A 22,885-nucleotide genomic window follows, 5' to 3' on the forward strand; every position below is an offset into this window, starting at 1 on the left:
GGCTCAGGCTCCGCCGCCGGCGCCGCCGTCAGGCAGCGACTGTCGCGTCATCTGGATCAGGAACACCACGGCGACCAGCGTGGCCGCGAACCCGGCCGCCGCGCCGACGCCGAGCGCCCAGCGCCGGCAATCCGCGTCAGCCCTGCGCCCCGATCCGCCTCTGCGATAATGCGCACTTCCCGTTTCCGCTCCGCCTTCCGCCATGACGCAGCCGTCCGCCCCGCTTCCCACCGACCTGCCGCCGATTTCGTGCCTGCCCGGCGACGCGCTGCCGTGGCTGCCGATGAGCGCCGACCTGCCGGGGCTCGCGATCAAGTATCTGCATATCAATGCCGCGGAAGACACGCTGACCGCGCTGCTGAAGATGCCGGCCGGCGGCACGCTGCCGCGCCATCGTCATGACGGCGAGGTGTTCGTCCATACATTGCAGGGCGCGTGGCGCTACCGCGAGTACGACTGGATCGCGCAGGCCGGCTCGACGGTGCTCGAACCGGCCGGGTCCGTGCATACGCCCGAAACGCTCGGCGCACCGGGCGACGACGTGATCACGCTCAACGTGATGCGCGGCGACCTGGTGCTGCTCGACGACGACGGCCGCGAGACCGCGCGCGAGAATTGCCGCGTCGCGCTGCTGCGCCAGCGCAAGCATGCCCGCACGGCGCCGCACGACGCCACCGCATTCGTCACGCGCTGAGCGGCGCCGCTCAGGCCGTTTCGCGCTCGTCCGCCCGCGCGTCGCGTCGCACCGCCTGCGGCGGCACGCCGAAGCCGCGCACGAACGCATCGCGCAGGTGGCGCCGGTCGCGGAAACCGTTCTCCTTCGCGATTACGTCGAGCGAATGCCGGCTCTGCTCGATCATCAGCCGCGCGGCCTCGAGCCGCAGCCGCTCGATCGCCTTCGCCGGCGACTGCCCGGTTTCGAGCGTGAACACGCGGCTGAACTGACGCGGACTCAGGTGCGCCGCGTCGGCCAGTTCCTCGACGGTCAGCGCGCGGCCGAGATGCTGGCGCGCATAGTTCAGCGCGTTCTGGATCCGGTCGGATTTCGGCGCGAGATCGAGCATTTCCGAATGCTGTGACTGACCGCCCGCGCGGCGCTGATGCATCACGAGCTTATGCGCGACCGAGCGCGCGGCGTCCGGGCCGAGATCCTTTTCCACCATCGCGAGCGCCAGGTCGAGGCCCGCCGTCATCCCGGCCGACGTCCAGATCGGCCCGTCGACGATGTAGATCCGGTCTTCCTCGACGCGAACCTCCGGAAAGTGCTTCTGCATGTCGCGGCCGTACGCCCAATGCGTCGTCGCGCGACGCTGCGCGAGCAGCCCGGCCTCGGCGAGCACGAACGCGCCCGTACAGATGCCGGCGATTCGCCGCGCGCGCGCGTTCGGGCGGCGGAGGAACGCGACGACGCCGGCCGGCGCCGGCGATGCGACCGGATCGTTGACGCCCGCGACGATCCACGTATCGACGTCGAGCCGCCCGCTGAGCGCGCGCGTCGCGACCGGCAAGCCGAGCGACGAGCGCACGTCGCCGCCGTCGACGGAATAGTTGTCCAGCACGTAGAACGGTTCGCCGGCGCCCATGTTCGCGTACTCGAACACCGACTGCGCGGCGAGCGCCATGATCTGGAAGCCGTCGCTGATCAAAAAGCCGATTCGGTGCATGCGTGTCTCCGGTGCCCGGGATGACGGCCACCATGACCGCCCCGATGTCCGAAATCATACCCATCTACGTCATTTGCGTCGCCGTGATTCGAAAGCAGAATGCCTTCACGCACTCACCTTTCTTCGCAACGGAGCGACATCATGACTGAAGCACATCGCGGTACCGCCGTCATTACCGGCGCATCGTCGGGCATTGGCGCAATCTACGCCGACCGGCTCGCGCGCCGCGGCTACGACCTGATCCTGGTTGCGCGCAACCGCGACCGGCTGACCGCCCTCGCCGAGCGCATCACGAACGACACGCAGCGCAGCGTGGAAATCGTCGGCGCGGACCTCAACGACCGCGCCGCGCTCGCCACAGTGGAGGCGAAGCTGAAGCACGACGCGAGCATCACGCTGCTCGTGAACAACGCGGGCGTCGGCACGCACGCGCCGCTGCTCGACAGCGACGTCGACGCGATGACGCGGCTGATCGACCTGAACGTGACCGCGCTCACCCGCCTGACCTATGCGGCCGTGCCCGGCTTCGTCGCACGCGGCCGCGGCGCCGTGATCAACATTTCGTCGATCGTCGCGCTGTCGCCGGAAACGCTCAATGGTGTCTATGGGGGCAGCAAGGCGTTCGTGCTCGCGTTCAGCCAGTCGCTGCATCACGAACTCGCGGACCACGGCGTGCAGGTGCAGGCCGTGCTGCCCGGCGCGACGGCCACCGACTTCTGGCAGACCGGCGGCCTGCCGCTCGAACACCTGCCGAAGGAGATCGTGATGTCGGCGTCCGACCTCGTCGACGCGGCGCTGGTCGGCTTCGAGCGCGGCGAACTCGTGACGATTCCGTCGTTGCATGCGGCTGACGAATGGGATGCGTACGAGGCCGCGCGCCGCACGATGGCGCCGCATCTGTCGACGGATTCGCCGGCGCCGCGCTATGCGGCTGCGCGCTAGTCGGCAATATCGGCGTCGCGCCCGCCATGTCCGTTTCGCGCCGCTTGTCATGCATTTCCGTGCAACGACAACGACGCCCGCCGGCAGCGACCGGCGGGTGATTCAGGCGCGCTGCGCGGGTTCGCCCTTCACGCCGAGCATCAGCGCGGCGCCGCTCAGCGCGAGCAGCGCGGCCAGCAGATACACGGCGAGATCCATGCTGCCGGTGCGCGTGCGGATCAGCCCGATCACCCACGGGCTGACGATGCCGCTCGTGATCCCGATGCTGCTGATCAGCGCGATCCCGGCCGCGGCCGCGTTGCCCGACAGGTAGCGGGTCGGCACGGCCCAGAAGATCGGCAGCGCGGCGAAGATCAGCGTCGCCGCGATCGACAGGCACGCGAGCATCGCCGCGAAGCTGTGCAGGTGCAGCGTCAGCGCCGCGAGGGCGAGGCCGCCGCCGATCGTGCAGCACGCGAAGTGCTTGCGGCGCTCGCCCGTGCGGTCCGAGCGACGCGCGATCAGGATCAGGCCGACCGCGCCGACCGCGTTCGGCACGACCGTGTAGAGGCTCACGGCCACGACGTCGGTCACGCCGAAGTCGCGGATCATCAGCGGCATCCAGAAATTGAGCGTCAGCGATGCGCACGTGAGCGAAAAATAGATGAACGCGAACAGGTAGACGCGCGGGTTCGCGAGCGCGGCGAGCAGGCTGCGTGTGCCGTGCGCGCCATGACCGGCGCCGTGCGCACGGCTGTCGCCGCACAGCGCGGCGATGCGCGCCTTTTCGTCAGACGTGAGCCACGCGGCGTCCTGCGGACGGTCGACCAGGTACGTGAACGCGAAGCCCGCGAGCACGATGGCCGGCGCGCCTTCGATCGCGAACATCCACTGCCAGCCGTGCAGCCCGAGCACGCCGCTCATGTCGCGCATGATCCAGCCCGACACCAGGCCGCCGAGCACGCCCGCGACCGCGACGCCCGCGAAGAACACCGAGATCGCCGCCGCGCGCCGGTTCGCCGGGAACCAGTAGGTCAGGTACAGCACGATGCCGGGAAAGAAGCCGGCCTCGAACACGCCGAGCAGGAAGCGCAGCACGTAGAAATGCGACGGCTGCGACACGAACATCATCCCGGTCGACGCGATGCCCCACAGCAGCATGATCCGCGTGAAGGTGCGGCGCGCGCCGAAGCGCGCGAGCAGCAGGTTGCTCGGCACCTCGCAGAACACGTAGCCGACGTAGAACACCGCGGCGCCGAGGCCGTACATCGCATCGCTGAAGCCGAGGTCGTGCTTCATCTGCAGCTGCGCGAAGCCGATGTTGATGCGGTCGAGGAACGACACGACATAGCAGAGGAACAGGAACGGCACGATCCGCCACGCGATCTTGCGGAACAGCAGCGCGTCGCCGGCATCGGATGCGGGCGCGGATTCGTATGCGGAAGCCGACGCCGCGGCACTCGCGTGCGCGATCGTCGCCTTGGCGGGAAGCGATTGGGGCATGTCTCTCTCCAAACGGGCCGCGCGATTCGAGCGCGCAGCAGTCTCCGAGGGCGTGCATGCGCCCTGCTTTCTTGTGAAATCGGAAGTCGGCTCCGCAAACCGCGGCGCAATGCCGCCGCCGTTCACGGGCCGTCAGGAAAACGGCGGGACGTCCGCCCGGACGCCCCGCCGCCGTGACCCGCTCAGTCCTGCAGCGCGTCCCACATTTCCTTGTCGCGCTGCGCGGTCCAGATGCGCGGATGCGTGATGCCGCTCGCCTCGTCGAATGCGCGCGACACGTCGAACGGCAGACAGTGCTCGTAGATGAACACGTTGCCGAACTTCGGATCCATCGCCTCGCGCGTGAGCGCCATCGACGCCTTCAGGTCGAGCTTGCGCTCGACGGCCTTGCGGCCCTGCGCGAGCAGCGTCGTCACGAAGTCCTTCGTATAGTCGAGACCCTTGTTCACGTCGGCCGGATTCAGCAGCGCGGGACCGCGGCCCGGCACGAGCTTTTCCGCGCCGAGCGCGCGCAGCGCCTCGAGCGTGGTCGGCCATTGTTCGAGCTGCGCGTCGCCGCAGTAGCAGGCCGCGTCGTATTCGACCAGATCGCCGGAGAACAGCACCTTCTGCGACGGCAGCCAGACGATCGTGTCGCCCTTCGTATGGCCCGAGCCGACGTGCATGATCTTCACTTCGAGCTTGCCGAGGAACAGCGTGATCTCGCGCTCGAACACGAGCGTCGGCCAGGTCAGGCCCGGCACCGTCTCGACGCCCGCGAACAGGCGCGGGAAGCGCTCGATCTCCGACTTCATGTCGGCCTCGCCGCGCTCGACGATCATTTCATAGGTGCCGCGGCTCGCGATCACGTGCTGCGCGCCTTCGGCGAAATACGCGGACGCGCCGAGCACGCGCACCGCGTGGTAATGCGACAGCACGACGTGCTTGATCGGCTTGTCGGTCACGCTGCGGATCTTCGCGATCAGGTCTTGCGCCATCGCGGGCGTCGCGGTCGTATCGACGATCAGCACGCTGTCGTCGCCGATGATTACGCCCGAGTTCGGGTCGCCTTCGGCGGTATAGGCGTATGCGTTCTCGGACAGCTGCGTCCAGGTGATCTTCTTCACTTCCAGATCGGCTTGCGATGCGAATGCTTTGGCCATGTTGCGTTCCGTGGCTTCGAGCCATGTGTTGAGGGGAGTGAGTGGATCTTCGACCCGCATCGATTATTTGTCAATGACAAAGTCGCTTGCTATTGTCCAATACGGGTAAACCTGCGGGCTGGCGCGTCAAATGGCGTCGGATACCATGCGGGGTTTCGTCAACGGAAGATTCATCGCGTGCAGAACCACGAAGTCAGCGCAGACGACGCGCCACCCAAGGCGCAGCGCGGGATCCAGAGCGTCGAGGTCGGCGGCCGGCTGCTCGACGCGCTCGCGCGCCGGCGCAAGCCGCTCGGGCTGTCGGAGCTGGCGGCCGCGGCCGGGTTGTCGACCGCGCAGGCGCATACCTACCTCGTCAGCCTGACGCGGCTCGCGCTCGTGAAACGCGACGCGCTCACCGGCAACTACGAGCCGGGGCCGCTGTCGCTGCGGCTCGGACTGATGTCGATCGAACGCCAGCCGGCCTATCGCGCGGCGCTGCCGCACGCGGCGCGACTCGCGGAAGCGGTCGGACTGAGCGTCGCGCTGTCGGTGCCGGGCGTGCTCGGGCCGACGATCGTGCGCATCGAGCACGGCGGCTATCCGTTGCATGTGAACCTGCACGTCGGCTCGGTGATGTCGCTCGATACGACGGCGACCGGCCGCGTGTTCCGCGCGTTCGGCGACCCCGCCCTGCTGGACGCGATGGCAGCCAGCCAGGCCGGCGCGGGAGACACGCTCGCGGGCGCGGAAGGCGAGCAGCCCACGTCCGATGCCGGCGCGTGGCAGGCCGAGCTCGATGCGATCCGCGCGCGCGGGATCGAGCGCGGCGTGGACCGGCCAAGCCCCGGCGTCAGCGCGATGTGCGTGCCGGTTCTGGACGCGGACGGCCGCCTGCAACTCGCGTTGACGGTGATCGGTTCGACCGGATCGATCGATGTCGGCTGGGACGGCCCGATCGCGACCGCGTTGCGCGATGCGGCGCGGCAGGCCACCGCGTCACTCGATGCGGGGCGCGACGCGCAGCCAAGCGCGCCGGCTGCGGCTGCGTCTGTCCAGCGCCTGCCGCCCGCGCTCGCCGACGACACGAAAGCCCAGCGCGGCATCAACGCGCTCGACAGCACGGGCGACCTGCTGCTCGCGCTCGTGTCGGCGGGCCGCGCGCTGCCGCTGCGCGATCTCGCGGCGGCGGCCGGCATGCCGGCCGCGAAGGCGTTTCCGCATCTGGTGAGCCTGCAGAAGATCGGCCTGCTGAGCCGCGACGATGCCGGCTGCTTCGGCGGCGGCCCGCTCGGCCAGGCGCTCGGCCTGATCGCGATGCAGCGCGTGTCGCCGACGCGCGATGCGGAAGCGGAGATCGTCGCGCTGGCGGCCGCGACCGACATGAGCGTCGCCGCGGCGACCCTCGGGCCGCTCGGGCCGACCGTGATCCGCCTCGAGGAATCGGCGCGGCCGCAGCACGTGAGCCTGCAGGTCGGCACGGTGATGTCGCTCGTGAATACCGCGATCGGGCGGATTTTCGCGGCCGGCATGTCCGACGACGTGCTGGCCGGCGTCCTGGCCGACGAGCCGGTGCGCCTCGCCGGCAGCGCGACGCAGGTCGACGATGCGTTCCGCGCGCGGCTCGCGACGATCCGCACGGACGAACTCGATTTCGCGTTCGACGCGCCGGTGCCGGGGATCGGCACGATCGCCGCGCCCGTGTTCGATCACACCGGCAGCATCCGGCTCGTGATCGCGATCATCGGCTCGTCACGCGGCTTCCCGCGCGGGCCGGACAGCGCGCTCGCACATACGCTGCTCGCCGCGACGCGCCGCCTGTCGTGGCGATTCGGGTGGATCGGCGAGTAATCGTCGCCCCGACGTCCCTTCCTCTTCCTCATTGCGAGACCCGGCTCGCCGCGGCCTCGTCACGCCTGTCTCCCGGGCAACGACGACCGCAGACGCGGCTCACTTATGTTGCGAAGCAGCAACAAAGATTGTCAGTAATTCTCATATAACGAAATCGCATTTCACAAAGCGGGGGCATTCCTCTATGATTAGGGTTATCCCTAACTCGCCACCTATACGGGGCTTCGTCATGCAAACGTCTAACATCACCGATCGTTCCACCCAATCCGCTGGCTGGCTCGCACGTATTGGCGAACTGCTTGCAGAAGCATGGGCGCTGCACCTCGAGAACTGCGAAATCATCGCCCAAGCGCACGCACGCCTGCCGCGCTAAACGCAGCCGATGGCCGCCGGCCGGCGGCATGATGTCCGGCTGATCCGCTTGCCGGGACGCGCCGAAAGGCCGCCGCGCCCGGCATCGGTGTCCCGACGGATATCGTAAAAAGGGCCGAGTGGCCCCGATATGATTGATGCGCTCACACGATGTGGGCACTGTGATGCGGATGCCGGTGGCAGGGCCAGTACCGAGTGTGTCGGCACGGAAGATTCATCCGTTTTCCCGCCCCGCTCGAGTTTCCCGCCTGCATCCGGCTCGGGGACGCGCGCATTGGCCACGACAGCCCGATTACCGCCCTTCTTCACCGCAACCGCGACCGCATCGTGACGATGACGCGCGGCCCCGTCTCTGCCGTCATCACACCTGAATCGACGGCACGTCCTTCATGCACCTCAGCGCGAACATCGAGCGGCTGTGGCGAATGCTCGAAATCCGGTACAGCTTCTCACGCAGGAAGCGCTCGTAGCCGGCCGTTCCGTCCACCGCGACCTTGATCCAGTAGTCGTATTCGCCCGACACCAGGTAGGCCTCGAGCACTTCGGGCAGCGCCGCGAGTTCGGCGCCGAAACGCGCGAGCGCGTCGTCTTCGTGGCGATCGAGCGTGACTTCGAGGATCACGATGTCCGCATAGCCGAGCATGCGCTGGTTGACCAGCGCGACGTAACCGTCGATGTAGCCGTCGAGTTCGAGCTGCCGCGTGCGGTTCCAGCACGCGGTGGTCGACATGCCGATCTGTTCGGCCAGTTCCGCGTTCGACAGACGCGCATTTTTTTGCAGTGCACCGAGGATCTTGCGGTCCTGGTTGTCGAGGGTTTTCGGCGTGCGTTCGCGGGTAGCCATGGCGAGAAGAATCTTCTACTTTAAATGCGCATTCTAGCTGAACAGGATTCCGGTTTAGGCTCGGTTTTGCTGGAAAACAGGAAGCCTTTTAACCGGCCGGCTTGATACATTTTCTCCATGCCTGTTGTCCGGCACGCTCCCCGCGACAACCCCTTCGCAGCGGGACGCCTGGCCGCAATCACGAGTTGCGGCGCCGGACATGCAGGCATGCGATTGCCCGCCGCCCGCGCGCCTATCCGGCGGCCGGGCCGGCGCCCGATTCCCGTTTCCGTCCTTCCCGTCATGTCGTTCAGGCTTTATCTGTCGTTCCTCGCTGCATCCGCCGTCCTCATCTACGCCCCCGGCCCCGTCAACCTGCTCACGATGAACCAGGCGCTGCGCGCCGGCTGGCGCCGTGCGCTGCCGTGCGTGTGGGGCGGCACGCTCGCCGTGCTGCTGCAACTCGCGCTCACCGCGCTGTGCCTGAATTCGCTGGTCCATCTCGACGAGCACGCGCTGACCGTGCTGCGCTGGGCCGGCGCCGCGTACCTCGTGTGGCTCGGCTGCAAGCAATGGCTCAGCCGTGCGCCTGCAACCGCACCCGCGGCACCAGCCGCTTCGGCGCAAACCGGCATCGCCGTACCCGACACCGGACGCGCACTGTTCTGGCGCGGCGTCGCCACCTCCGGCCTGAACCCGAAGACGTTGCTGTTCTTCCCGTCGTTCTTTCCGCAGTTCATCGTCCCGAACGCCGACTGGAGCCTGAACGCGCAATTCCTGCTGCTCGCGGCGACCTTCGCGCTGCTGTTCGCCGGCGGGGTGGCGTCGATGGCGCTGTTCTCGCACCGGCTGAGCCGGGCGCTGCGGCGGCCGGCACGAATGCGCGCGATGAACCGCGTGACGGGCGGGCTGCTGGTCGGAATGGGCGCGATCATGGTCGGCTGGAACTGAGCGGCGCGCGGCTGCCGGCCGCTCGACCCACAACCCGCGGCCGGTACAATCGCGCGATGTCCGAACTGCTCACCTACGGCGGCCTGTTCGCCGTGTCGATGGTCGCCGCGACCCTGTTGCCGCTCCAGTCCGAAGCCGTGCTTGCCGGCCTGCTGCTCGCCGGGCGCGAGCCCGTGTGGGCGCTGCTGCTCGTCGCGAGCATCGGCAACGTCGCGGGTTCGGTGATCAACTGGGCCCTCGGCCGCGGCATCGAGCACTTCCGCGACCGCCGCTGGTTTCCGATCAAGCCGGCCGCGCTCGCGCGCGCCGAACGCTGGTACGCGCGCTACGGCCGCTGGTCATTGCTGCTGAGCTGGGCGCCGGTGATCGGCGATCCGCTGACGATGATCGCCGGCGTGCTGCGCGAGCCGCTGCCGGGCTTCCTCGCGATCGTGACGATCGCGAAGGTCGGCCGCTATCTGGCCGTCGCATGGCTCGTGACGCAGTGACATTCGCCGCTCTTTGCGCGCCGGCCGGGCCGCCATCGACGACACCGCGCTAAAGATTTCGCGAAAGTTGCCGTATTAAGCAGACGACTAGCGGTGACGCGTGCGTTCCGCCCTTTCTCACTCCCCACTCAGGATGCTTCATGAGATTGACCCAATTGGGCCGGGTGAGCGTCGGCGCGCGTCTGGCCGCGCTGGCGTGCGCGCTCGTCGCCCTGCTGTTTACCGTGTTCGCGTGGACGCTCGCCCATTTCGCCGGCCAGCAGCTTGCTGAAGAAGCGCACCTGCGGATCGCCGACAAGGAGCAGTCGATCCGCGCAATGGTCGACCTGTTCGACAAGGCGCTGACCGCCGAGGCCAACCGCTCGATGTCGCTGTTCGCGAGCTTCCTGCCGCCCGATTTCTCGCTCGACCCGGCGCGCACGGTCGACATCGGCGGCGTTCCCGCACCGACCCTCTTCGCGGGCGGCCAGCCGCTCGACCTCGATTACGCGATTCCCGACCAGTTCCTGAAGAAAAGCGGCGCGATCGCGACGATCTTCGCGCGCGACGGCGACGATTTCGTGCGCATCACGACATCGCTGAAGAAGCAGGACGGCGCACGCGCCGTCGGCACGAAGCTCGACCGCGCCGGCCCCGCGTATGCGCCGCTCGTTGCCGGCCGCAGCTACACGGGCCTCGCGAAGCTGTTCGGCCGGCCGTACATCACGCAGTACAAGCCGGTGACCGACGCAACCGGCCGCGTGATCGGCGCGCTGTTCGTCGGTCTCGACATCGGCACCGAGCTCAAGCTCGTCGAAGACGGCATCCGCTCGCTGAAAATCGGCGACAACGGCTACTACTTCGTGCTCGATGCGTCGCAGGGCCCGTCCCGCGGCACCTTCGTCGTGCATCCCGATGCGGCCGGCCAACCCGCCGACGACAAGCACGCCCCCTATGCACGGATGCTCGCGGCCGGCGACGGCCGGCTCGCGTACACGTCGACCGACCCGGCCGCGCACGATGGCGGGCCCACCGCGAAATTCGTGTCGTTCACGACGATTCCGCAGTGGCAATGGCTCGTCGGCGGCATCGCGCTCGACGACGAGTTGCTCGCCACCATGCGCGCCACCCGCAACCGCTTCCTGGTGATCGGCGCCGTGCTCGTCGCGGCGTTCGCGACGCTGTTCGTCATCGTCGTGCGCCGCGTCGTGAGCCGGCCGCTGGAAGCCGCAGCACGGGCCTCCGAGCGCTACGCGGCGGGCGACCTCAGCGTGCGCATCCGCGACGGCGCGGCCGCGCACGGCAGCGCGGGCAACGACGAGATCGGCCGGCTCGTGCAGGCGGTCGACGGGATCGGCGACGGCCTCGCGCGAATCGTCGCGCAGGTGCGCAACAGCTCGGCCGACATCGCGCGCGGCACGGTCGGCATCGCGGCCGGCAGCGGCGACATCGCCGCGCGGATCGCGACGCAGGCGAGCAGCGTCGAACAGACGGCCGCCAGCATGGAGCAGATCACCGCCGCCGTGCAGCAGAGCGCCGAGCATGCGGCGCAAGCCAACGCGCTGGTCGCGGACGCATCGGCCGCCGCGACCAACGGCGACGCCGCGGTACAGCGGGTGGTCGCGACGATGGACGACATCGGCCGCGCGACGCGCCGGATCGCCGAGATCACCGGCGCGATCGAAGGCATCGCGTTCCAGACCAACATCCTTGCGCTGAACGCGGCCGTCGAGGCCGCGCGCGCAGGCGAGCACGGCAAGGGCTTCGCGGTGGTCGCGGCCGAGGTGCGCGCGCTCGCGCAGCGCAGCGCGGCCGCGGTCAAGGAGATCGATGCGCTGAGCACCGAATCGTCGACGACCGTCGAACAGGGTTACCGGATCGCGGACGCCGCGCGCGGCACGATGCGCGACATCGTCGCGCGGGTCGACCAGGTCCGCACGCTGATCGGCGAGATCAGCGCCGCGTCGCGCGAGCAATCGACCGGCATCGAGCAGGTGAACCTGGCCGTCACGCAGATCGGCGAGGCGACCCAGCAGAACGCGACGCTGATCTCGGATGCCGAACGCGCGGCCGTCGCGCTGCGCGACCAGGCCGCGCAACTGTCGGACGCGGTCAGCGTGTTCCGGCTCGAACGCGACGCTTGATGGACAACGGGCGATGGACGATCGGCCGCCGCGGGTGCCCCGACTACTTCTTGTCCCCCGCCAGATCGATCGCCTTGTCCGATCCGACCTCGTTGCGCAGCTGGAATTTCTGGATCTTGCCGGTCGACGTCTTCGGCAGCTCGCCGAAGCGCACGGCCTTCGGCACCTTGAATCCCGCGAGCAGCTGCTTGCAGTGCGCGACGATCTCCTCCTCGGTCGCGCTCGCGCCTTCGCGCAGCTCGACGAACGCGCACGGCACCTCGCCCCACTTCGGGTCGGGCATCGCCACCACCGCCGCGACCGCGACGGCCGGATGCCGGTACAGCGCATCCTCGACCTCGATGCTCGAGATGTTCTCGCCACCGGAAATGATGATGTCCTTGCGGCGATCCTTGATGCGGATATAGCCGTCCGGCGTCAGCACACCGAGATCGCCCGTATGGAACCAGCCGCCGTGAAACGCCTCGTCGGTGGCCTTCGGATTCTTCAGGTAGCCCTTCATGCAGATGTTGCCGCGGAACATGATCTCGCCGAGCGTCTCGCCGTCGGCCGGCACCGGCGCCATCGTGTCCGGGTCGAGCACCGTCGCGCCCGCTTCCAGGTGATAGCGCACGCCCTGCCGCGCATTCAGGCGCGCACGCTCGTCGTCGGGCAATGCGTCCCAGTGCGCCTGCTTCGCGCACACGGTCGCCGGGCCGTAGACCTCGGTCAGCCCGTACACGTGCAGCAGGTCGAAGCCGATCTCCTTCATCTTCGCGATCACGGCCGGCGCGGGCGCCGCGCCGGCGACCATCGCGTGCACCGTGTGATCGATGCCCGCGCGGAACTCGGCCGGCGCGTTCGCGATCGCGCTCTGCACGATCGGCGCACCGCAGTAATGCGTGATGCGTTCGCTGCGGATCAGGTCGAACACCGTCTTCGCGTCGAACTTGCGCAGGCAGACGTTCACGCCCGCGCGCGCCGCGACGGCCCACGGAAAGCACCAGCCGTTGCAGTGGAACATCGGCAGCGTCCACAGATACACCGCGTGCTTCGGCATGTCCCATTCGAGAATGTTGCTGATCGCCGCGAGATACGCGCCGCGATGGTGATAGACGACACCCTTCGGGTCGCCCGTCGTGCCGGACGTGTAGTTCAGCGCGATCGCATCCCATTCGTCGGCGGGCGGCGTCCACGCGTAGTCGGGATCGCCGCCCGCCACGAACGCTTCGTAGTCGGTCGCGCCCGCGAAGCGCACGGGGTCGGCCGGCATCGCGTCGGCGACGCTGACGATCTTCAGGCCCGGCACTTCGCGCGCCGCCCGGTGCGCGAGATCCGCGTATTCGGTGTCGACGATCAGCACCTTCGCTTCGCCATGACGCAGCATGAACAGCACCGACGAAATGTCGAGCCGCGTGTTGATCGTGTTGAGCACGGCGCCGGCCATCGGCACGCCGAAGTGTGCCTCGACCATCGCCGGGATGTTCGGCAGCAGCGCCGCGACCGTGTCGCCGCGCGCGACGCCGGCCTGCGCGAGCGCGCTTGCGAGCTGCTTGGCCCGCGTATGGGTCTCGCCCCACGTGCGCCGCACGTCGCCGTGCACGATCGCGAGGCGCTCGCCGTAGACTTCGGCCGCGCGGACCAGAAAATCGATCGGTGTGAGCGGCACGTAGTTGGCGTCGCGGCGGCCGAGTCCGGCCTCGAACATCTGCGTCATGATCCTGTCTCCCGTTTTCCGTCGATCGGCGCGTGCATCGATGCCGCGGCGCACGCTTCGATCTCGTATCCAGCCGAAGTGCATGCACTCCGATTCGTTTTGATGTGGTTCAATTGCCGACAGCCTAACGCGCGCTATTGTGAGCCGTCTGTCATCGAAACGACAGAGTGCGCGTCGAGCGCTGCGCGTTATCCCTATCCTCGCAAACCCGCATCCATGCACGACCCTCTCGTTGCGCCGCCCGACGCGACCGCTATCTCGGCCACCCCGTCGGCCAATCCGCCGGCCGACACGCCGCTCGAACCCGGCCCATTGCCCGTGCTTCCCGCGCTGTCCGCGCTGTTCGGCCAGTGCGCATGGTTCCGCGCGCTGGCGCCGGAACACCAGGCGCTCGTGCTCGCGCAGTCGCGCGCCGAGCGGCGCGAGGCCGGCGACGTGATCGCGCAGCGGCTCGCGCCGTCCGAATACTGGATCGGCGTGCATCGCGGGTTGCTGAAGCTCGCGATCTTCAACGCGTCGGGCCGCGGCTGCACGTTTTCCGGCGTGCCGTCGGGCGGCTGGTTCGGCGAAGGCAGCGTAATCAAGCGCGAGCTGCGCAAGTACGAAGTCGTCGCGGTCCAGCGCTCGACCGTGCTGTTCGTGCCGGTCGACACGTTCCATGCGCTGCTCGACACGAGCCTGCCGTTCACGCGTTTCGTGATCCACCAGCTCAACAACCGGATGGGCGAATTCATCGCGTCGATCCAGAACAGCCGCCTGCTCGACGTCGACGCGCGCGTCGCCCAGGCGCTCGCGCAGCTGTTCAACCGCGACCTGTACCCGGACACCGGCCCGTCGCTCGCGATCTCGCAGGAGGAACTGGGGATGCTCGTCGGCGTGTCGCGGCAGCGGATCAACCAGGCGCTGCAGCAACTCGAGAAGCGCGGCGTGCTGCGGCTCGCGTACAACCAGATCGAGGTCGTCGATCTGGCCGCACTCGCGCGGGTCGGGATGGAACAGATCTGAGCGAGCCCGATGAACCGAATCGTCGCCGCCGCGGCATGCGCATCCGGTTCGGCCGCCGTTTCCATGCACCGGCGTCCGCGTGCATTTCCTCCGATGAATCGGCCCGTCAGCGCCGCGCCGCAACCTGACACCTTCGCCAGTTTCGCGTCAGTAACCCGTTCAGCCCCGACGCCTATCATTCGGGTTCCCTCCACCGACGCCTGATCACCGCCTGTCCCGCCGCCTCCATGTGGATCGTCAATCTCGCGCTCAGGCGCCCCTACACGTTCATCGTGATGGCCGTCATGATCGTGCTGGCCACCCCGCTTGCGCTGATGCGCACGCCGGTCGACGTGCTGCCGGCGGTCAACATCCCCGTCATCAGCGTGATCTGGAATTACAACGGCTTCTCGGCGTCGGAGATGACCAATCGCATCACGGCCGTGCACGAGCGGATCCTGACGACGACCGTCAACAACATCGAGCACATCGAGTCGACGTCGCTGCCCGGCATCGCGGTCGTGAAGGTGTTCCTGCAACCGGGTGCGAACGTGCAGACCGCGATCGCGCAGACGGTCTCGTCCGCGCAGGCCATCGTCCGCCAGATGCCGCAGGGCGCGACGCCGCCGCTCGTGATCACGTATTCCGCATCGAGCATCCCGGTGATCCAGCTCGGGCTGTCGAGCAAGACGCTCAGCGAGCAGTCGCTCGCCGACATCGCGCTCAACTTCCTGCGCCCGCAACTGATCACGGTGCGCGGCGCGCAGATTCCGTTTCCCTATGGCGGCCGCACGCGCGTGGTCGCGATCGACCTCGATCCCCAGGCGCTGCTCTCGAAGGGCCTCACGCCGGCCGACATCGTCAACGCGGTCAACACGCAGAACCTCGTGCTGCCGACCGGCACCGCGAAGATGGGCCAGAGCGAATACCGGATCGACACGAACGCGTCGGCGGACACGATCGCCGACATCAACGATCTGCCGATCCAGACCGTCAACGGCGCGACGACCTACCTGCGCGAAGTCGCATCGGTGCGCGACGGCTTCGCGCCGCAGACCAACGTCGTGCGCCAGAACGGCCAGCGCGGCGTGCTGATGTCGATCCTGAAGACCGGCGATGCGTCGACGCTGAAGGTCGTGTCGGATTTGAAGGCACTCCTGCCGAAGGTGATCCCGACGCTGCCCGAAGGGCTCACGATCACGCCGCTGTTCGACCAGTCGGTGTTCGTCAACGCCGCGGTGCAGGGCGTGATCCACGAGGCGCTGATCGCCGCCGTGCTGACCGCGATGATGATCCTGCTGTTCCTCGGCAACTGGCGCAGCACGCTGATCATCGCGATCTCGATCCCGCTGTCGATCTTCACGTCGCTGATCGCGCTGTCGGCGCTCGGCGAGACCATCAACATCATGACGCTCGGGGGGCTCGCGCTCGCGGTGGGGATCCTGGTCGACGACGCGACCGTCACGATCGAGAACATCGAGCGGCATCTGCATCTCGGCACGGGCGTGCACGACGCGATTCTCGAAGGCGCGGGCGAGATCGCGGTGCCCGCGTTCGTGTCGACGCTGTGCATCTGCATCGTGTTCGTGCCGATGTTCTTCCTGACGGGCGTCGCGCGCTTCCTGTTCGTGCCGCTCGCCGAGGCGGTGGTGTTCGCGATGCTCGCGTCCTACGTGCTGTCGCGGACGCTCGTGCCGACGCTCGCGATGCTGCTGTTCCGCCCGCAGCAGGCCGGCACCGGCCCCGACCGTTCGACGTCGCGCTTCGCGCGCATCCATCGTGCGTTCAACGGTGCGTTCGAGCGGCTGCGCGCGTGGTACATCGTGCTGCTCAGCATGCTGCTGGTGCGCCGTCGCTTCTACGCGATGTGCTTCCTCGGTTTCTGCGTGCTGTCGACCGGCCTCGTGTTCGTGCTCGGCCGCGACTTCTTCCCGAACGCCGATTCCGGCAACATCCGGCTGCACCTGCGCGCGCCGACCGGCTACCGGATCGAGGAAACCGCACGCCTCACCGACCAGGTCGAGCGCGTGATCCGCGAAGCCGTGCCGCCCGACGAGCTGGGTGCGATCGTCGACAATCTCGGGCTGCCGGTGAGCGGCATCAACCTGTCGTACAGCAACAGCGGCACGATCGGCTCGCTCGACGGCGAACTGCTGATCGCGCTGAAGCCCGGCCATCGCGCGACCGCGCACTACGTGCAGACGCTGCGCACGCTGCTGCCGCGGCGCTTCCCCGGCGTCGAATTCTTCTTCCAGCCGTCGGACATCATCACGCAGATCCTGAACTTCGGTCAGCCGGCCGCGATCGACGTGCAGGTGCTCGGCAACGATCTCGCGAGTAACATGACTATCGCGAGCAGCCTGATGAAGAAGATCAGGCGAATCCCCGGCGCCGTCGATGTGCACGTGCTGCAGCGCAACGACGAACCGACCCTGGTGGCCGACATGGACCGTACGCGCATGCAGCAGCTCAGCCTCTCCGCGCAGAACGTCGCGCAGAACATGCTGATCTCGCTGTCCGGCAGTTCCCAGACGACGCCGTCGTTCTGGCTCAATCCGCGCACGGGCGTGCAATACCCGCTGCAGATCCAGACCCCGCAGTACAACATCTCGTCGATCGACGACCTGCTCGGCACGGCGGTTTCCGCGACCGGCCGCACCGGCATGCCGCCGCAATTGCTGGGCAACCTCGTGCGCGTCCATCCCGTCGCGAGTCCGGCCGTGGTCACGCACTACAACATCCGCCCGGCGATCGACCTGTACGTAAGCGTCGAGGGCCGCGATCTCGGCTCGGTCGCGAGCGAGATCGACCGCATCGTGTCCGACGCGCGCGCGACGCTGCCGCGCGGCACCGAGCTGTCGGTGCGCGGCCAGGTCGAGACGATGCGCACGTCGTATCTCGGCCTCGGCGCCGGCGTCGCAATGGCGATCGTGCTCGTCTACCTGCTGATCGTCGTGAATTTCCAGTCGTGGCTCGACCCGCTGATCATCATCAGCGCGATGCCGGCCGCGCTTGCCGGCATCGCGTGGATGCTGTTCATCACCGGCACGCACCTGAGCGTGCCCGCGCTGACAGGCGCGATCATGACGGTGGGCGTCGCGACCGCGAACAGCATCCTGGTCGTGTCGTTCGCGCGCCAGCGTCTCGCGGCCGGCGCGCCGCCGCTCACGGCCGCGCTGGAGGCCGGCGCGACGCGGATCCGCCCGGTGCTGATGACGGCGCTCGCGATGATCATCGGGATGGTGCCGATGGCGCTCGGACTCGGCGAAGGCGCCGAGCAGAACGCGCCGCTCGGCCGCGCGGTGATCGGCGGGCTGCTGTTCGCCACCGTTTCGACGCTGCTGTTCGTGCCGCTCGTGTTCGGCGGCGTGCATGCGCGGCTGGCCCGCCGGCGCGCGCGCCAGGCCGGACACTGACTTTCGCCCACCCTATACCCGGTTCGATTGGTTGAATTCATGGAAGAGAAACATCACAGTTCCGTCGGCATCCAGGTGGACGAACACGGCATGCACCTGCCGACGCGCACGTCGGTGTCGCGGCGCGCGCGGGTCGTGCTGATCGTGATCGGCGTGCTGCTGGCCGCGGGCGCCGCACGCACGATCGTGGTCAACGTGTTGAACCGCGGCCGGCTCGACGCGGTGGCCGAGCAGAACACGCGCCAGTACGTGAGCATCGTGCATCCGGTCGATGCGGCCAGCGGCGGCAAGCTGACGCTGCCCGGCACGCTGCGCGGCTTCGTCGAGGCGCCGATCTATGCGCGTGCGAGCGGCTACGTGCTGCGCTGGCAGGCCGACATCGGCGCGCACGTGAAGCAGGGCCAGGTGCTTGCCGAGCTCGACACGCCCGAGCTGAACCAGGAACTCGCGCAGGCCACCGCGCAGCGCCAGCAGGCGCAGGCCGCGCTCGCGCTCGCGAAGACGTCGTTCGATCGCGCGCAGCAGTTGCGCCAGCGCGATGCGGTGTCGCAGCAGGAACTCGACGATCGCCAGGGCGCGTTCAACCAGGGCACCGCGAACCTCGCGGCGGCCGATGCGAACATGCGCCGGCTCACCGAACTGAAAGGTTTCCAGCGCATCGTCGCGCCGATCGACGGTGTGGTCACGCAACGCAACGTCGACGTCGGCGACCTCGTCAATTCCGGCAACGCGGGCCGCTCGCTGTTCACGGTCGTGCAGGCCGACCGGCTGCGCCTGTACGTGCAGGTGCCGCAGGCCTACGCGCAGCAGGTGAAGGTCGGCCAGCACGTGGGCGTCGCGCAGGCCGAACTGCCCGGCAAGACCTTCGACGGCACGGTCACGCGCACGTCCCAGGCGATCGATGTCGCGACGCGTTCGCTGCAGATCGAGATCACGCTGCCGAACCCGGACGGCCGGCTGCTGCCGGGCGCGTACGTGCAGGCGACGCTGCCGATGACGCCGGTCGGCCGCCTGCAGATACCGGCCAATACGCTGCTGTTCCGTGCCGAGGGGCCGACGGTCGCGACCGTCGACGCGAACGGCCAGGTGCGCCTGAAGGCGGTGACGGTCGTGCGCACGATCGGGCAGACGCTCGAAGTCGACGGCCCGCTCACGCCGAGCGACCGCCTCGTCGCGAACCCGAGCGACGCGCTCGCGAACGGCGACCCGGTCGTCGTGCAGGCGCCGCCCGCCGCGAAGCCGGCCTCCGCGGCCGCGGGAGCGAAGTCGTGAGCGCGATGCGCGCCCGCCTGCACCCGACGGCCGCCGTGACCGCTGTCGCGCTTGCGGCGCTCGCCGGTTGCACGGTCGGCCCCGACTACCGGCGCCCTGCCGTCGACACGCCGGCCGCGTGGCGGCTCGACCCGGCCGACGCGTACTGGCACCCGGCCGCGCCGGCCCGCGCGCCGCTCGACCCGGCGTGGTGGACCGCGTTCGGCGACGCGCAGCTCGACGCGCTGGAAGCCGACGCGCTGCGCAACAACCAGAGCCTGAAGGCCGTCGCCGCGCGCTACGACCAGGCGAAGGCCACGCTCGCGTCGGTCGCGTCCGCGCAGTATCCGGCCGTCGGGCTGAACGCGAGCGGCCAGCGTTTCAAGATCTCCGCCGATCGGCCGCAAACCAATTACGCGACGAAAAGCATGTCGACCGTGCAGAACGAGATCCAGGTCGGCGCGAGCGTCAGCTACGAACTCGACCTGTTCGGCCGCGTGCGGCGCAGCGTCGAATCCGCGCAGGCTGGCTCCGAGCAGGCACGCGACGATTTCGCGAACGCTCGCCTCGTGCTGAGCGCCGATCTCGCGTCGAGCTACTTCGCGCTGCGCGAGCTCGACACCGAGATCGACGTCGTCAAGCGCTCGATCGACCTGCAGCAGAAGGCGCTCGACTACGTGAGCGCGCGCCACGAGCTCGGCGCCGTGTCCGGCCTCGACCTGTTCCAGCAACGCTCGCAGCTCGATGCGACGCGCACGCAGGCGCAGTTGCTGATCCAGCAGCGCGCGCAGGTCGAGACGGCGATCGCGACGCTGGTCGGCACGCCGGCCCCGGCGTTCTCGCTGCCACCGCGCGTGGTGCCGATCAACGCGCCCGCGCTGCCGACCGGGATGCCGAGCGACCTGCTGCAGCGGCGGCCCGACGTCGCGTCGGCCGAGCGCGCGATGGCCGCCGCGAACGCGCAGATCGGCGTCGCGCGCGCCGCGTACTTCCCGCGCATCGCGCTGTCGCCGGACATCGGCTGGGACGCGACGCGCTTCTCCGGCCTGTTTACCGTGCCGGCGCTGCTGTGGTCGCTCGGCGCGTCGGTCAGCCAGCCGCTGTTCCAAGGCGGCAAGCTGAAGGCCGGTGTCGATTTCGCGCAGGCCGGCTACGTGGCCGCGCAGGCCAGCTACCGGCAGACCGTGCTCACCGCGTTCCAGGAGGTGCAGAATGCGGTGACGGGCCTGTCGGTGCTGGCGCAGGCCGCGCAGCAGGCGTCGGCGGCCGTCGACGATGCGCGCAGGCTCGTGTCGCTCGCGCAGGACCGCTATACGGGCGGCCTGACGCCGTTCATCGACGTGCTGACGGCCCAGCAGCAGCTACTGACGAGCGAGCGCCAGGCCGTGCAGATCCAGGGCCAGCGCGCGGCGCTCGTCGTGTTTCTCGCGAAGGCGCTCGGCGGCGGCTGGGACGGCGGCGCGACGGACGCCGCCACGCCGACCGATGTCGCGACAGCCAGCCCGCCGCCCGCCGCGGGCGTCGGCCCCTAACCCTCCGATAGGCGAACAAATCCATGAAAGTGCTGATCGTCGAAGACGAACCGAAAGTCGTCGAATACCTGAAGAGCGGCCTGACCGAGGAAGGCTGGGTCGTCGATACCGCGCTCGACGGCGAGGACGGCGCGTGGAAGGCCATCGAATTCGACTACGACGTGGTCGTGCTCGACGTGATGCTGCCGAAACTCGACGGCTTCGGCGTGCTGCGCGCGTTGCGCGCGCAGAAGCAGACGCCCGTGATCATGCTGACCGCGCGCGACCGCGTCGACGACCGCGTGCGCGGGCTGCGCGGCGGCGCCGACGACTACCTGACCAAGCCCTTCTCGTTCCTCGAGCTGATCGAGCGGCTGCGCGCGCTCACGCGCCGCGCGCGCGTGCAGGAATCGACGCTGATCTCGATCGGCGACCTGCGCGTCGACCTGATCGGTCGCCGCGCGACCCGCGACGGCACGCGCCTCGACCTCACCGCGCAGGAATTCCAGTTGCTCGGCGTGCTCGCGCGGCGCAGCGGCGAGGTGCTGTCGAAAACGACGATCGCCGAGCTCGTATGGGACGTGAACTTCGACAGCAACGCGAACGTCGTCGAGACGGCGATCAAGCGCCTGCGCGCGAAGCTCGACGGTCCGTTCGCGGAGAAACTGCTGCACACGATCCGCGGCATGGGCTATGTGCTCGAGGCGCGCGAGGAAGGCGACGCGGAGCGGCACGCATGAAACGCTCGATCACCCTGCGGCTGTCGGCGATGTTCGGCATCGTGTCGCTGCTCGTGTTCACGCTGGTCGGCTGCGGGCTGTTCGTGATGATGGAGCGCCAGCTGTTCGCCGAACTGCGCGCGACGATCGACACGCGCGCCAAGGTCGCGCAGATGATCGTGTCGCACGCGACCACGGCCGCGCGCGGCCGCGTGATGCAGGAAAAGCTCGCCGATCTCGAACCGCCCGACGGCTCGACGCGCTACCAGATCGAGAGCCCCGACGCCGATTTCCGCTTCGGCCATCCGGTCGACGGCGCGCCCGTCGGCGAGCCGTTCGGTGCGTTCCAGCAGTACGCGCTCAACGACAGCAGCTACGACGTGATGACGAAGACCGTCGCAATCGCGGGCAGCGGCGAGCGGCCCGACCTGAAGCTGATCGTCGCGACGTCGTGCGAGCGCACGCAGCGGATGCTGCGCCGGTTCGCGTGGACGCTCGCCGCGCTGATCGCGACGGCCACCGTGCTCACGCTGCTGCTGAGCCGCGCGGTCGCGCGCTTCGGGCTCGCACCGCTCGAACGGCTGTCGCAGGACGCCGCGGCCATCAGTGCGACCAATCGCCGCCAGCGGCTGCACACCGACGCGCTGCCGACCGAGCTGCGCGATCTCGCCGCATCGTTCAACGGCGCGCTGGAGCGCATCCAGCAGACCTATGCGCGGCTCGAGGCATTCAATGCGGACGTCGCGCACGAGCTGCGCACGCCGATCAGCATCCTGATCGGCCAGACCCAGGTCGCGCTGACGAGCCGCGACCGTTCGGTCGATCGCATGCGCCAGACGCTGCAGTCGAATCTCGAAGAGTTCGAACGGTTGCGCGTGATCATCAACGACATGCTGTTCCTGTCGCGCAGCGATCGCGGCGAACGCGCGACCGACCTGAAGCACGTGTCGCTTGCCGACGAAGTGCGGCGCATGCTCGACTTCCTCGAAATTCCGCTCGATGAAGCGCAATTGCGCGCCGAACTGCACGGCGATGCGCGCGCGGCGGTCGACCCGTCGCTGTTCCGCCGCGCGATGACGAACCTGCTGATCAACGCGATCCAGCATTCGGCGCCCGGCGCGACGCTGAACGTGACGATCACGCGCCGCGACACGCTCGTCGACGTGTCGGTCGCGAACCCCGGCGAGCCGATCGATCCCGCGCAGCGCTCGCACGTGTTCGAGCGTTTCTACCGGCTCGAGGAAGCGCGCGCGAACAGCAAGGAGAACCACGGGCTGGGGCTGTCGATCGTCAAGGCGGTCGCGGAGATGCACGGCGGCAGCGTGTTCGTCGCGTGTTCGGACGGCATCAATACGTTCGGCTTCTCGGTGTCGACGCAACCGTGCGACGGCGACCCGCTGCCGGCGCCCGATGCCGGCGACCCGCACCCGCTGCGGCCGGCGCCCGCCCCTCGCGCATTGCATTGACGGCGGCTGCGCCGTCGAGGGCAGT

General features: G+C 68.7%; 19 protein-coding genes. 13 read left to right on the top strand and 6 right to left on the bottom strand.

The window, feature by feature from the left end; genetic code table 11:
* Positions 1–3 precede the first annotated feature (3 nt).
* Positions 4–204 carry a hypothetical protein gene (locus FFI87_RS23750; RefSeq protein WP_138848809.1) on the bottom strand — a complete coding sequence of 67 codons (201 nt, stop codon included), beginning with the start codon at positions 202–204 and terminating at the stop codon, positions 4–6.
* On the opposite strand from FFI87_RS23750, the gene FFI87_RS23755 reads away from it, so the two are divergent.
* Positions 203–694 (top strand): 2,4'-dihydroxyacetophenone dioxygenase family protein, encoded by a 492-nt coding sequence (locus FFI87_RS23755; protein WP_012365998.1) that lies wholly within the window; start codon positions 203–205, stop codon positions 692–694. The two genes, FFI87_RS23750 and FFI87_RS23755, sit on opposite strands and share 2 nt — an antisense overlap.
* A 10-nt stretch (positions 695–704) precedes the next feature.
* Here the strand turns inward: FFI87_RS23755 and FFI87_RS23760 are convergent, their stop codons facing one another.
* Entirely contained in the window at positions 705–1,664 is a 960-nt protein-coding gene (locus tag FFI87_RS23760; protein WP_138848808.1) for a GlxA family transcriptional regulator, read from the bottom strand.
* Between the two features lie 141 nt (positions 1,665–1,805).
* Here FFI87_RS23760 and FFI87_RS23765 point away from each other — a divergent pair, with 141 nt between their 5' ends.
* A complete protein-coding gene (locus FFI87_RS23765) occupies positions 1,806–2,606 on the top strand; it encodes an SDR family NAD(P)-dependent oxidoreductase (protein WP_138848807.1) in 801 nt (266 codons plus the stop codon).
* Between the two features lie 102 nt (positions 2,607–2,708).
* Here the strand turns inward: FFI87_RS23765 and FFI87_RS23770 are convergent, their stop codons facing one another.
* Complete coding sequence (locus FFI87_RS23770) at positions 2,709–4,088, bottom strand: MFS transporter (protein WP_012365995.1); 1,380 nt, start codon at positions 4,086–4,088, stop codon at positions 2,709–2,711.
* A gap of 182 nt (positions 4,089–4,270) precedes the next feature.
* A complete protein-coding gene (locus FFI87_RS23775; protein WP_105832838.1) occupies positions 4,271–5,230 on the bottom strand; it encodes an MBL fold metallo-hydrolase in 960 nt (319 codons plus the stop codon).
* Positions 5,231–5,407: 177 nt separating this feature from the next.
* Between FFI87_RS23775 and FFI87_RS23780 the strand changes: the two genes are divergently transcribed.
* On the top strand, positions 5,408–7,060 hold the full coding sequence (locus tag FFI87_RS23780; RefSeq protein WP_138848806.1) for an IclR family transcriptional regulator: 1,653 nt from the start codon (positions 5,408–5,410) through the stop codon (positions 7,058–7,060).
* A gap of 229 nt (positions 7,061–7,289) precedes the next feature.
* Positions 7,290–7,433 carry a hypothetical protein gene (locus tag FFI87_RS23785; RefSeq protein ID WP_244097086.1) on the top strand — a complete coding sequence of 48 codons (144 nt, stop codon included), beginning with the start codon at positions 7,290–7,292 and terminating at the stop codon, positions 7,431–7,433.
* 360 nt (positions 7,434–7,793) lie between these two features.
* Here the strand turns inward: FFI87_RS23785 and FFI87_RS23790 are convergent, their stop codons facing one another.
* On the bottom strand, positions 7,794–8,276 hold the full coding sequence (locus FFI87_RS23790) for an Lrp/AsnC family transcriptional regulator (protein WP_006755380.1): 483 nt from the start codon (positions 8,274–8,276) through the stop codon (positions 7,794–7,796).
* 282 nt (positions 8,277–8,558) lie between these two features.
* Here FFI87_RS23790 and FFI87_RS23795 point away from each other — a divergent pair, with 282 nt between their 5' ends.
* The 3 genes from FFI87_RS23795 (at position 8,559) to FFI87_RS23805 (ending at position 11,817) form a co-directional block, all read left to right on the top strand.
* On the top strand, positions 8,559–9,206 hold the full coding sequence (locus tag FFI87_RS23795) for a LysE family translocator (protein WP_138848805.1): 648 nt from the start codon (positions 8,559–8,561) through the stop codon (positions 9,204–9,206).
* Between the two features lie 56 nt (positions 9,207–9,262).
* On the top strand, positions 9,263–9,694 hold the full coding sequence (locus FFI87_RS23800) for a YqaA family protein (protein ID WP_012365991.1): 432 nt from the start codon (positions 9,263–9,265) through the stop codon (positions 9,692–9,694).
* A 140-nt stretch (positions 9,695–9,834) separates the two neighbouring features.
* On the top strand, positions 9,835–11,817 hold the full coding sequence (locus FFI87_RS23805; RefSeq protein WP_138848804.1) for a methyl-accepting chemotaxis protein: 1,983 nt from the start codon (positions 9,835–9,837) through the stop codon (positions 11,815–11,817).
* Between the two features lie 43 nt (positions 11,818–11,860).
* On the opposite strand, the gene FFI87_RS23810 is transcribed toward FFI87_RS23805, so the two are convergent.
* A complete protein-coding gene (locus FFI87_RS23810; protein ID WP_138848803.1) occupies positions 11,861–13,513 on the bottom strand; it encodes an acyl-CoA synthetase in 1,653 nt (550 codons plus the stop codon).
* Between the two features lie 216 nt (positions 13,514–13,729).
* Here FFI87_RS23810 and FFI87_RS23815 point away from each other — a divergent pair, with 216 nt between their 5' ends.
* The 6 genes from FFI87_RS23815 (at position 13,730) to FFI87_RS23840 (ending at position 22,860) form a co-directional block, all read left to right on the top strand.
* Positions 13,730–14,518 carry a Crp/Fnr family transcriptional regulator gene (locus FFI87_RS23815; protein WP_138848802.1) on the top strand — a complete coding sequence of 263 codons (789 nt, stop codon included), beginning with the start codon at positions 13,730–13,732 and terminating at the stop codon, positions 14,516–14,518.
* Positions 14,519–14,745: 227 nt separating this feature from the next.
* Positions 14,746–17,913: an efflux RND transporter permease subunit gene (locus FFI87_RS23820; RefSeq protein ID WP_138848801.1), complete on the top strand. Its 3,168-nt coding sequence runs from the start codon at positions 14,746–14,748 to the stop codon at positions 17,911–17,913.
* A 39-nt stretch (positions 17,914–17,952) separates the two neighbouring features.
* The gene (locus FFI87_RS23825) at positions 17,953–19,185 is read left to right on the top strand and encodes an efflux RND transporter periplasmic adaptor subunit (RefSeq protein WP_138848800.1); all 1,233 of its coding nucleotides are present in this window, start codon (positions 17,953–17,955) and stop codon (positions 19,183–19,185) included.
* A gap of 5 nt (positions 19,186–19,190) precedes the next feature.
* Positions 19,191–20,696 (top strand): efflux transporter outer membrane subunit, encoded by a 1,506-nt coding sequence (locus FFI87_RS23830; protein ID WP_138850186.1) that lies wholly within the window; start codon positions 19,191–19,193, stop codon positions 20,694–20,696.
* A 23-nt stretch (positions 20,697–20,719) separates the two neighbouring features.
* Positions 20,720–21,415, top strand: a complete 696-nt coding sequence (locus FFI87_RS23835) for a heavy metal response regulator transcription factor (protein WP_006755759.1) — start codon at positions 20,720–20,722, stop codon at positions 21,413–21,415.
* Positions 21,412–22,860: a heavy metal sensor histidine kinase gene (locus tag FFI87_RS23840; RefSeq protein WP_138848799.1), complete on the top strand. Its 1,449-nt coding sequence runs from the start codon at positions 21,412–21,414 to the stop codon at positions 22,858–22,860. Before FFI87_RS23835 ends, FFI87_RS23840 begins: the two co-directional genes overlap by 4 nt.
* Positions 22,861–22,885: the final 25 nt, after the last annotated feature.

Source organism: Burkholderia sp. KBS0801, assembly GCF_005937855.2.
GTDB lineage: Bacteria > Pseudomonadota > Gammaproteobacteria > Burkholderiales > Burkholderiaceae > Burkholderia > Burkholderia ambifaria.